The organism is Glutamicibacter sp., assembly GCF_050701915.1.
GTDB lineage: Bacteria > Actinomycetota > Actinomycetes > Actinomycetales > Micrococcaceae > Glutamicibacter.
This window is the reverse complement of the sequence record NZ_JBOGEG010000059.1, coordinates 1-10,307: the sequence shown is the minus strand read 5'-3', so window position 1 is coordinate 10,307 and position 10,307 is coordinate 1. Positions and strand designations below refer to the sequence as shown.

At 59.8% G+C, this 10,307-nt stretch carries 12 protein-coding genes; 10 read left to right on the top strand and 2 right to left on the bottom strand.

The window, feature by feature from the left end:
- Positions 1-42 precede the first annotated feature (42 nt).
- Positions 43-429, bottom strand: a complete 387-nt coding sequence (locus ACRDT3_RS18665) for a LapA family protein (protein ID WP_431494414.1) — start codon at positions 427-429, stop codon at positions 43-45.
- 240 nt (positions 430-669) lie between these two features.
- On the opposite strand from ACRDT3_RS18665, the gene ACRDT3_RS18660 reads away from it, so the two are divergent.
- The 8 genes from ACRDT3_RS18660 (at position 670) to rplI (ending at position 7,305) form a co-directional block, all read left to right on the top strand.
- On the top strand, positions 670-1,950 hold the full coding sequence (locus ACRDT3_RS18660) for a M18 family aminopeptidase (RefSeq protein WP_431494413.1): 1,281 nt from the start codon (positions 670-672) through the stop codon (positions 1,948-1,950).
- 95 nt (positions 1,951-2,045) lie between these two features.
- Positions 2,046-2,597, top strand: coding sequence for an LURP-one-related/scramblase family protein (locus ACRDT3_RS18655; protein WP_431494412.1), 552 nt, complete (start codon positions 2,046-2,048; stop codon positions 2,595-2,597).
- A gap of 140 nt (positions 2,598-2,737) precedes the next feature.
- Positions 2,738-3,229: a helix-turn-helix domain-containing protein gene (locus tag ACRDT3_RS18650; RefSeq protein ID WP_431494411.1), complete on the top strand. Its 492-nt coding sequence runs from the start codon at positions 2,738-2,740 to the stop codon at positions 3,227-3,229.
- Between the two features lie 116 nt (positions 3,230-3,345).
- Entirely contained in the window at positions 3,346-5,436 is a 2,091-nt protein-coding gene (locus ACRDT3_RS18645; RefSeq protein ID WP_431494410.1) for an acyltransferase family protein, read from the top strand.
- Positions 5,437-5,606: 170 nt separating this feature from the next.
- Positions 5,607-5,903 carry a 30S ribosomal protein S6 gene (rpsF, locus tag ACRDT3_RS18640; RefSeq protein ID WP_060703203.1) on the top strand — a complete coding sequence of 99 codons (297 nt, stop codon included), beginning with the start codon at positions 5,607-5,609 and terminating at the stop codon, positions 5,901-5,903.
- A gap of 55 nt (positions 5,904-5,958) precedes the next feature.
- A complete protein-coding gene (locus ACRDT3_RS18635; protein WP_013350684.1) occupies positions 5,959-6,528 on the top strand; it encodes a single-stranded DNA-binding protein in 570 nt (189 codons plus the stop codon).
- Positions 6,529-6,589: 61 nt separating this feature from the next.
- Positions 6,590-6,829: a 30S ribosomal protein S18 gene (rpsR, locus tag ACRDT3_RS18630; protein ID WP_013350683.1), complete on the top strand. Its 240-nt coding sequence runs from the start codon at positions 6,590-6,592 to the stop codon at positions 6,827-6,829.
- A gap of 17 nt (positions 6,830-6,846) precedes the next feature.
- Positions 6,847-7,305, top strand: coding sequence for a 50S ribosomal protein L9 (rplI, locus tag ACRDT3_RS18625; RefSeq protein ID WP_105656588.1), 459 nt, complete (start codon positions 6,847-6,849; stop codon positions 7,303-7,305).
- A gap of 201 nt (positions 7,306-7,506) precedes the next feature.
- On the opposite strand, the gene ACRDT3_RS18620 is transcribed toward rplI, so the two are convergent.
- Positions 7,507-7,872, bottom strand: a complete 366-nt coding sequence (locus tag ACRDT3_RS18620; protein WP_431494409.1) for an SPW repeat domain-containing protein — start codon at positions 7,870-7,872, stop codon at positions 7,507-7,509.
- 361 nt (positions 7,873-8,233) lie between these two features.
- Between ACRDT3_RS18620 and ACRDT3_RS18615 the strand changes: the two genes are divergently transcribed.
- Positions 8,234-8,539: a helix-turn-helix domain-containing protein gene (locus tag ACRDT3_RS18615; RefSeq protein WP_431494408.1), complete on the top strand. Its 306-nt coding sequence runs from the start codon at positions 8,234-8,236 to the stop codon at positions 8,537-8,539.
- Between the two features lie 204 nt (positions 8,540-8,743).
- Complete coding sequence (locus ACRDT3_RS18610; protein ID WP_431494407.1) at positions 8,744-10,261, top strand: acetyl-CoA hydrolase/transferase family protein; 1,518 nt, start codon at positions 8,744-8,746, stop codon at positions 10,259-10,261.
- Positions 10,262-10,307 lie beyond the last annotated feature (46 nt).

The window sequence follows — 10,307 nt, the reverse complement described above, 5'->3', positions numbered from 1 at the left end:
TGTGAAACCCATTAGGGTTTCACACGGCGGCCATGAAGCTTTCTAGCGCTTATTGGCCTTGCGCTGTTTCTTCGCAGTAGAGCGCAGCTGTATCACGCGGGCCACCCCGGCGATCGCGACCACTAGGGCGCCACCAATAGCGGCAAAGAATAATGCCAGCCCGAGGTTGACCTGGCCCTGATACGCGAAGTAGTTGAGGGTCACCTGCTCCTGATTCTGGGCAATGAAGATGATCAGCAAGATCAGCACGAGCAGGCCGAAGATAGTAGCGGTCCAGATACGACCCAACTTGGTGGCTGGGAGCTTATCTGCACCGGCAGGTTTTGCCCGTTGGACCTTGGAATCCATCGGTACGGTGGTCTCCAATTCGTCCTCGCGTGATTCTGCTGGAATGTTGTTTTGCTCTGGTGTTCGATCAGCCGTAGCCATGATGAACTCGCTTTCCTTGTCTCCGGGACTGCTTTCAGCTTCGTCGAGAGCTAGGCACCAAGTCAAGACCTGGATAGGGGTGTCCGCCAGGTTGCCAGAGAGGCCGGAGGCTCAGCAGGACATCAGCAAATGTGGTTCAGGCTACTAAGCTGGGAGGCAACTCGACTTTTCAGGCGGGAACCGAAACCTGAAGAACCGTCTGACAAACATCTCTTGACAGAAAGAAGTGAGTAACCAGCCATGGCACAAGCCGCAGCAATGGCCCACATTGCAGATCTGGCCGAATACGTCGCAACCTCACCATCGAGCTACCACGCCGCAGCCTCGGCCGCGAAGCGTTTGGACGCTGTTGGATTCACCGGTCTGGACGAAAAGCAGGCATGGAACCTGGTCCCAGGTTCCTACTACGTGGTCCGCGACGGTGCGATCATCGCATGGGTGCAGCCAGAAGCTGCCACTGCGACCAGCGGATTCCATATCCTCGGTGCCCACACCGACTCGCCGGGCTTCAAGCTCAAGCCGAAGCCAACCACTGGCTCCAACGGCTGGTGGCAGGCAGGCGTTGAAGTCTACGGCGGACCGCTGTTGAACTCCTGGCTGGACCGCGAACTGGTGCTCGCCGGCCGATTGGTGCTCAAGGACGGTTCCGAGCACCTGGCCCAGACCGAACCAATCCTGCGCATCCCGCAGCTGGCGATCCACCTGGACCGCCAGGTAAATGAGGGTTTGACCCTGGATAAGCAGACCCACACCAATCCAATCTTTGGCGCCGGCGATCTGGCGGATGCCGACATTCTGGCGATCCTGGCGAAGTCTGCAGGTGTCGACCCCGCCCAGGTAGCCGGCTACGACATCCTGACCGCTCCAGCGCAGCGCGGCGAGGTCTTTGGCGAGGGCAAGAACTTCTTCGCCAGCTCCCGCCTGGATAACCTCTCTTCGGTGCATGCAGGCCTGATTGCGCTGACTGGCCATTCCCGCAAGCCAGCAGGCAACCGCATTGCCATGCTTGCTGCCTTCGACCACGAAGAACTGGGTTCCTCCTCGCGCTCGGGCGCTTGTGGCCCATTCCTGGAAGAGCTGATCAACCGCATACAGGAATCCATGGATGCCGGAGTTGAAGACACCGCTCGCGCCCTGTCGAATTCGGTATGCCTGTCTGCCGATGCTGGTCACGCGGTTCACCCGAACTATCCAGAGCGCCACGACCCTGCCAACCGCCCGCAGCTAAATGCCGGCCCGTTGCTGAAGATCAACGCTAACCAGCGTTATGCCACCGATGCGGTGGGTGCTGCCGCATTCGCCAACTGGTGCGAGGCTGCGGGAGTTCCTTACCAGGAGTTCGTGTCCAATAACCGCGTACCGTGCGGTTCCACCATTGGACCACTGACCGCGACCCGACTGGGCATCCGCACCCTGGATGTGGGCGTCGCGCTGCTGTCCATGCACTCGGCCCGCGAGATGTGCGGCGTTGATGACCCTTGGTATCTTTCCAAGGTCTCTCGTGAGTTCTTCGGAGCCTAGCTAGGCCAACGCGAAAAGCCGGCCTGCGGGCTGGCTTTTCGCCTCCCCGGGGGATCCTTCGCACGCTGCGCCTAATCGGTGGCATAATCGGCACCATGACGATCCTCAACCAGAACACGTTGATCTTCCAGCAGACGAAGAACATCTCGAAGAACGACTTCGCGATTCTTGATTCTTCTGGGATGCAGATTGCCCACGTGGATACCGGCGGAAGCGCGCTGGGCCGCATGTTCGTTGGGGCTCGCGAACTTACCGTCTTTGATGGACCAGGCAATCCGGTTGTCATAGTCAAGGACACGATGACCATGGGCCGTGATCGTTTTGAAATCCTTGATGGCAACGCTGCCCCGCTGGCCAGCCTGGTCAAGAGGATCACCTTCTTCAAAACTAGGGTCTCCATCTCGATGCTGGGCGAAGAGCTCGAATTACTGGGTAGCATCTGGGACTTCGACTTCCAGATCACCGGTCCCGGCGGGGTTCTGGGAACCGTGACCCGAGAATGGTCCGGGATGGGCAACGCATTGCTTGGCAAGTCAACCTACGCCTTGCGCTTGGCGGAAAACATCAACGCACAGCAACGCCAAGCAGTGATCGGCTCGGTGCTGGCACTGGATTTGATCCGTGAAAAGCAACAGCGTAAATCTTAATGGAGCTGAGATAGTCGCCGCCAGGAATACTTCTTCGTAGCAGGCCAGCGTTGGTTCAGGACCGCTGTCGTGTTGCAGTCGGGTAACTGTCACGTGGATGTCGTGGTGATTTCGGGGCGCCATTGGCTAGCGTAAGTGGCATGAATGAATCACGGATTGCAGAGCTTCGCCGCGTTAAGGGCTGGACTCAAGAACGTCTAGCCGCAGAAAGTGGCATCACTGTCAGAACGGTCCAACGGCTTGAAGCCGGAAATGACGCGAGCTTGGAGACTATCTCGCTGGTCGCCAAAGCCTTGGATGTGCCGGTTGGGGACCTGTTCAGAAGCGTTCAAACTCCGAAGTTCTCCGAGGCCGTGGATGGGCTTGAAGCGCGGGCCCAGGCGGATCAAGAACGTCGGGATTCGGTAACCAAGGGGATCCTGGCCGTGTTCCGCGGGCTGGGCATCCTGGTCACCTTCGGCACGGTCATCCTGGCAACCACCGGCAACTTTGGCTGGTACATCTGGTTGCTGATCCCGGTGTACTGGGGCGTGGGGCAACTGCTGCTTGAAGCTGTTTTCCGGTTGAGCCTCGATTCCAAACTTGACGCCAAATACCCGCTGTCTACGGCAAATCGGAAACTACTGAGCTAGGGCCATGCAGCGAAGAGGAAACCGAGGGGCCGCTCATGAGGTTCCCACGGGTCGTTAGACCGCCTGTTGCCCATTGATAACCTGCTGTTTACCCCCTGCTGGTCTGATCAATGACTATGAGTTCGAATTCCCTGCAGGTCAAGAATTTCCGTCCGGAGATCCAAGCGCTCCGCGCCTTGGCGGTTCTGCTGGTCGTTGCCTACCATCTTGAGCCATCCGCAGTTCCAGGCGGATATATCGGCGTTGACATCTTCTTCGTCATCTCGGGCTTCCTGATTACCTCGCATCTGCTGCGTGAAGCCGAACGCACCGGCCGGGTCAGCCTCCCAGCCTTCTTTGCCGGCCGAGCGCGAAGAATCCTCCCGGCTGCCATGCTGGTGATCCTGGTAGTTGTCATAGCAAGTTTCCTGATCCTTCCTAAAACCCAGTGGGGTGCCCTGGGCACCCAAGCCATCGCCTCTGCCTTCTCGGTGCAGAACTGGGTGCTCGCCGCCGACTCCGTCGATTACCTAGCTTCGGATCAAGCACCCGGGCCGTTGCAGCACTTCTGGTCCCTGGGAGTGGAGGAGCAGTTCTACCTTTTCTGGCCGTTGCTGGTTTTGGCCGTCTGCCTGGTGGTCAAACCGAATGCGGGCGCTATAAATGGCGATGGATTTGCCCCGCGGCGCCGCATGCTCTGGATCCTTTTCGGAGCCACCGCACTTTTGTCGCTGGGATACTCGGCCTATGCCGGTTACTCAGGCAATAGCGCCGGATACTTCATCACCACCACCCGCATCTGGGAACTGGCCGTCGGTGGACTGCTGGCCTTGGCAGTCCAGGCGCACGCCAACGGCGCCTTGAAGCTTCCATCATGGGCGACCAGCTGGCAGATGAGAAACCTTGCCGTGCTCGCGGCGTTGGCAGCGATCTGCTTCGCGGCATTCAACTACAACGCCAAAACAGTCTTCCCGGGGATTGCAGCGGCCATCCCGGTTCTTGGCTGTGCCGTGGTGATCGGAGCGGGCAGCACGCGAGGCCCTGGTTCCCTGCACCCACTGGTGAACTGGGCTCCCGTTCAATGGGTCGGCCTCGCCTCGTATTCGTTGTATCTGTGGCACTGGCCGCTGATCGTATTCTTCATCGAACTGGCTGGCGGCAACCCGGAACCATTGCAATCACTGGCGTTGCTGGCCGGGTCCCTGCTCTTGGCTTGGGCTAGCTTGAAGTGGGTCGAAACTCCCGTACGCCACTTCCGCCCCATGGCCACCTCGCCTGCCCGCTCCTTGCTTGCCGGGGCGGCGATGGTCGGGCTGGCAGCGTCCATCGCGCTATTGCCAGGCGCCATGCAGCAGCATCTTGTGGGTCAAGAGCAGCGTGAGCTGGGCGCGATGATGCAAAACCCGCCAACTGGTTTTGGCGCGGCCTCCGTTGGCCAGGGCGCACCTGCGTACCTTGATGGCCATCGCCAGGTCGTACCGGTTCCTGCGACGGCCGCCGAAGACCAGCCCGAACTGGGAGATTGCGTCCAAGAGCCAAAGTCCACACAGATCAAGGAATGCGAATTTGGCAGCGAGGACGCCAGCTACACCGTGGCCTTGGTAGGAGATTCCCACGCAGCCCACTGGTTCGAGGCCGTCAGCGGGTACGCCCAAAGCAAGGGCTGGAAAGTAGTGACCTACCTGAAGAATTCCTGCCCGTTCTCCGATGCCCAACGCAAGGCGGATCGGGACGGCAGCATCAATTGCGAAGAAGCCATCGATCAGACCATGGAAGCTTTGACTGCGCGCGATGACATCAACGCGGTGATCACCGCGAACTGGGGAGGAGCCACCTACACCACTGACGCAGCACAGGGTCTGGCTTCGACGTGGTCCGCGCTTGAAGACGCCGGCCTGCCGGTCTATGCCATTGTGGACACCCCGCGGCCACCGCAGGATTCCTATGCGCGCGACTGCGTGGAAGAAAACGTGCAGAACCCGGACAAGTGCGCCTTCCCGGAAAAGGGAGCCTATGAAATGGGCGATGCCACCAAGCGGGCCGCTGAACTGGAACCGCGCGTCGAAGTGCTCGACTTCAGCGACTATTTCTGCATGGATGGAACCTGCCCGGCAGTGGTGGGAAATGTCTTGGTCTACCGGGACAAGCACCACATCAGCGATACCTACATGCGCACCTTGGCTCCGATCTTTGGCGAAAGGATCGAGGCCGCCCTGGATTCCAAGTAGCCCAGCATGATTTAGGACACCAAGGCTTATGCAAGTTCGGGTCTCTCGGGTAGGATTGGAAGGTCTGTGCCACTGCATGCCCGAAAGTTGGGCGTCTGGTGCACAGATAACGCAAGAACCTCCTGTTGCGGAAATACCGCGACCGTTTAGCCCAAAGGAGGTGGGTTCACATGCGTGCTTATGAACTTATGGTCCTCATTGATCCAGAGGTCGATGACCGCACCGTAGAGCCAACCATCGAGAAGTACCTCGAGGTTGTCCGCTCCAACGGTGGCACTATCGAAAAGGTTGATGTCTGGGGTCGTCGCAAGATGTCCTACGAGATCAAGAAGAAGGCAGAAGCCACTTACGTAGTGGTGAACTACACCGCAGAACCAGCCGCTTCCGCTGAGCTTGAGCGCCAGCTGAAGATCAACGAGCTGATCCTGCGCCACAAGGTCACCCGTCCGGAAGAGGCACGCGTTTAATTACGCGCAACCTTCCGTCGTAGGAATTAACGTTCAATCTTTCTAAGGAGAGTCAATGGCAGGCGAGACTGTTATTACCGTTATCGGAAACCTGACTGCCGATCCGGAGCTGCGTTTCACGCCGTCCGGTTCAGCCGTAGCGAACTTTACGATCGCTTCGACTCCTCGCACCTTTGACCGCCAGTCCAATGAGTGGAAGGACGGGGAAGCCCTGTTCTTGCGCGCATCGGTTTGGCGCGAAGCTGCAGAGAACGTTGCTGAAACGCTGACTAAGGGCATGCGTGTCATCGCCCAGGGTCGCCTGCGTTCACGTTCTTACGACACCAAGGAAGGCGAACGTCGCACCGTCATGGAGCTTGAAGTCGATGAAATCGGCCCATCGCTCCGTTTCGCGTCCGCCAAGGTCACCCGTACCCAGCGCTCCGGCGGTGGCAACGGTGGCTTCGGCAACGGTGGTGGAGGCTTCTCCAACGCACCGCAGCAAAGTGCACCAGCTCAGGCGCCGCGTCAGCAGCAGCCTCAGCAGGGTGGCGGATGGAATGCTCCAGCCGCAGACCCATGGAGCACCGGCGGAAACAACGGTGGCGGCTGGGGCAACCCAGGCGCAGACGAACCACCTTTCTAAACAATATTTATTCACCATCCCGCAGATCACTCTGCGGGCTCCAAAGCTAAGGAGCTCCACGATGGCTAAGGCTGAAATCCGTAAGCCCAAACCAAAGTCCAACCCATTGAAGGCCGCTGACATCACTGTCATCGACTACAAGGACACCGCACTGCTGCGCAAGTTCATCTCCGACCGCGGTAAGATCCGCGCTCGTCGTGTAACTGGCGTTTCCGTTCAGGAACAGCGCAAGATCGCACAGGCTATCAAGAACGCACGTGAAGTAGCCCTGTTGCCTTACTCCGGCGCTGGCCGCGGCTAAGGAAGAGGGATAGCAAAATGGCAAAGATCATTCTGACTCACGAAGTATCCGGTCTCGGTGCTGCTGGCGATATTGTCGAGGTAAAGAACGGCTACGCCCGTAACTACCTGCTGCCACGCGGCTTCGCAATCGTCTGGACCCAGGGCGGTGAGAAGCAGGTGGAGTCGATCAAGGCTGCACGTGCTGCTCGCGCCGTTGCAAACCTTGAGGATGCTCAGGCACTTGCAGCTAAGCTGAAGTCCCAGCCGGTGAAGATCACCATGAAGGCTGGCTCGAACGGTCGCCTGTTCGGCACCGTCAAGACCACCGAAATTGCTGCTGCCGTAGAGGCTGCCGGTCTGGGTAAGATCGACAAGCGCAACATCGAGGTCAACGACCAGATCAAGTCGACTGGCAACTACACCGCAACCGTTCGCGTTCACGCTGACGTTCTTGCAAACCTGCGCCTGCAGGTTGTAGCTGCTGCCAAGAAGTAAGTCTTCTAGACTCAGCTTCTGTTCAAGAGGTGGCGTGCGCTCCGCAAGGAGTGTGCGCCGCCTCTTGGCGTTAACCCGCCGTCCAGTCGGCTAGCGCCTTGGGGCCAGCCGTTGCTTGAGGTGCGTCCGCTGGGCACCGGGGTTAGCGGCTGATAGCCACGATGCATTGGCATCGCAGCCACCGATCGGAATTACAGTTTCTCAGTGCGCCATCCGGGATCCGCCAGTTGCATGGCGCATCTCCATGGCAGGGGCGAGCGCGAGCAGGCCGGCAACGACGCCGACGCCACCGCAGATCCACGACATCCAGGCGATGCCGGCGGAATCCGAATACGATCCCATCCACGGCGAGGCGAATAGCAAGGCGCTGGCGATGGTCAGTGCCCATTCCATTGAAACCAGGCGCGGCATCATGACGCTCCAGACGCCGGTGATCACCATGAGCAGGCCGAAAGCCACCATCAGCATCATCGAGGTGCTGGTTCCGTCAAGCCACGTGGTTGAAACTGCGGCCGCAATACCTGCCGCGACGCCGACCCAGTCTTGCCACCGAGTCCATTTCTTCATTGCAAATACCTCCAACATTCATCGCAGAGGGCTCCTAAGCGGGAGTCGATTTAAATGTAGGTTCGCGGTTGCCGATGCGCAATCCACTTTTGGGAGCATTTTGGTAAATCCTTGGCCCCCATGGCGCCATTTCCCGCCGACCGCCGACCGCCGACCGCTGGCCGATGCTCCTGTTCCAGGACCAGTACCACCCACGGCACTTCTGGCCGCCCGTTCCGTGGAGCCACCGCGGGTTTGCGCATAATTCACCAGATCGTCTCGCGCAAGGCGCGTCTTAATCGTTGGCATTGGCTTCGCAGGCTCGTAGCCTCGAAGATGAGTACGTCCAAAGCCGGCACGATCGAGAGAAACGGTGGAACAAATGGGTTTTGCGTATGCCGATCCTGAAGCATTGACCGAGGCGCAACGCGAAGCTGTGGCAGAGCATCAGCGCCGTGTCCAAAGCGAGTCCCGGCGCCTGTCGTTGCGTGCGCTGCGCGAGGAAGCGGAGCTGAGCCAAGTCGAACTTGCCACCGCGCTGAAGCTGAGCGTAGACCGCATTGCCCGCATGGAGACCGGCGACCTGGACCGTGTCCAGCTGGCCACTTTGCGCCGCTACGCCGAAGCCATGGGTGCCCGCCTGCAAGTAAAAGCGATCCGCGAGGACACGCACGCCGAACTTGGCTAGCGATTCTAGTTCCCGGCAATCACTGCCAAGCCGCCACTCCTTTCCGACCGGTCAACGCAAATAGAGCGCACCTCGTCGATAAATATGCCACCCATCGCTCAGACGCGCACAGTGAGGTCTGAATCACTGCGCCGACCAGCTAAAGTATTCCGGTGAGATGCGGGTTATAGACCTGTGTCACAAGGAAGTTCTGAAGGGGTTATTTTGCACGAACGTATTCACCACCGGGCCTTTGCTGATCGCTTGATGAGCGCCGAGCAGGCTGCAGAGTTCATTAAGCCAGGCATGACTGTAGCCATGAGCGGCTTTACCGGTGCAGGATACCCGAAGGCCGTGCCTGGGGCACTGGCTGCGCAGATGGAGCGCCAGCACGCTGCAGGCAAGGACTTCAAGATCAACGTGCTTACCGGCGCTTCCACCGCCCCTGAGCTTGATGGCGTGCTGGCCAAGGCCGAGGGCATGAACCTGCGCCTGCCATACATGTCCGACCCTGAGCTGCGCCGCCGCATCAATGACGGCAACATGGAATACATGGACATCCACCTGTCCCACGTTGCCCAGCACGCCTGGTTCGGCTTCTACGGCAAGATCGACCTGGCCATCGTCGAGGTTGTCGGCGTCACCGCCGAGGGCGACTTGATTCCTTCCAGCTCGGTGGGCAACAACAAGACCTGGCTGGAGATGGCCGACAAGATCATCATCGAGGTCAATGCCCAGCAGTCCGCGGCCATGGAAGGCATGCACGATGTCTACTACGGCACCGCACTCCCTCCGCACCGCAAGCCGATCGACCTGACCACCGTGCGTGACCGCATTGGCCAGCAGTACATGGACGTCGACGTCAACAAGATCGTCGCCGTCGTGGAAACCGACGCACCAGACCGCCTGAGCCCATTCGCGCCTGTGGATGCGACCAGCGAGAAGATTGCGGATCACCTGCTGACCTTCCTGGATTCCGAGATCCGCGCCGGACGCCTGTCCGAGAAGCTGCTGCCGCTGCAGTCGGGCGTGGGCAATATCGCCAACGCAGTGCTGGCGGGCCTGTCCCGTGGCGGCTACAAGGGCCTGACCGCCTATACCGAGGTCATCCAGGACGGAATGCTGGAGCTGATCAAGGACGGCACCATCGAGTTCGCCTCTGCCACCAGCTTCTCGCTGTCTTCGGAGGGCATCGAGGAATTCAACCGCAACGTCGACCACTACCGCGAGCGCATCCTGCTACGTGCCCAGGAGATCTCCAACCACCCGGAGATCATCCGCCGGCTGGGCTGCATTGCCCTGAACGGCATGATCGAGGCCGATATCTACGGCAACGTGAACTCCACCAACGTGCTGGGCTCGCACGTGATGAACGGCATCGGCGGCTCGGGCGACTTCGCGCGCAACGGCTACCTGTCGGTGTTCATGTCCCCGTCGACCGCCAAGGGCGGCAAGATCTCGGGCATCGTTCCTTTTGCTTCGCATGTGGACCACACCGAGCACGACACCATGATCCTGATTACCGAACAGGGCCTGGCCGACCTGCGCGGACTGTCGCCAAAGCAGCGTGCGCAGCTCGTGATCGATAACTGCGCGCACCCGGAGTACCGCCCGATGCTGCAGGACTACTTCGACCGTGCGTGCAAGGAAAGCTACGGCAAGCACACCCCGCACCTGCTGGGCGAGGCCCTGTCCTGGCATGAGCGCTTCCGGCAGACCGGAGACATGCGCCCAGCGAACTAGGCTGGCCCGGATCAAAGGCGGAGGGCCGGCACCACGGTGCCGGCCC

Coding starts and splice junctions, on each gene's coding strand:
- ACRDT3_RS18665 (WP_431494414.1), bottom strand. CDS start 429: ATGGCTACGGCTGATCGAACACCAGAGCAAAACAACATTCCAGCAGAA.
- ACRDT3_RS18660 (WP_431494413.1), top strand. CDS start 670: ATGGCACAAGCCGCAGCAATGGCCCACATTGCAGATCTGGCCGAATAC.
- ACRDT3_RS18655 (WP_431494412.1), top strand. CDS start 2,046: ATGACGATCCTCAACCAGAACACGTTGATCTTCCAGCAGACGAAGAAC.
- ACRDT3_RS18650 (WP_431494411.1), top strand. CDS start 2,738: ATGAATGAATCACGGATTGCAGAGCTTCGCCGCGTTAAGGGCTGGACT.
- ACRDT3_RS18645 (WP_431494410.1), top strand. CDS start 3,346: ATGAGTTCGAATTCCCTGCAGGTCAAGAATTTCCGTCCGGAGATCCAA.
- rpsF (WP_060703203.1), top strand. CDS start 5,607: ATGCGTGCTTATGAACTTATGGTCCTCATTGATCCAGAGGTCGATGAC.
- ACRDT3_RS18635 (WP_013350684.1), top strand. CDS start 5,959: ATGGCAGGCGAGACTGTTATTACCGTTATCGGAAACCTGACTGCCGAT.
- rpsR (WP_013350683.1), top strand. CDS start 6,590: ATGGCTAAGGCTGAAATCCGTAAGCCCAAACCAAAGTCCAACCCATTG.
- rplI (WP_105656588.1), top strand. CDS start 6,847: ATGGCAAAGATCATTCTGACTCACGAAGTATCCGGTCTCGGTGCTGCT.
- ACRDT3_RS18620 (WP_431494409.1), bottom strand. CDS start 7,872: ATGAAGAAATGGACTCGGTGGCAAGACTGGGTCGGCGTCGCGGCAGGT.
- ACRDT3_RS18615 (WP_431494408.1), top strand. CDS start 8,234: ATGGGTTTTGCGTATGCCGATCCTGAAGCATTGACCGAGGCGCAACGC.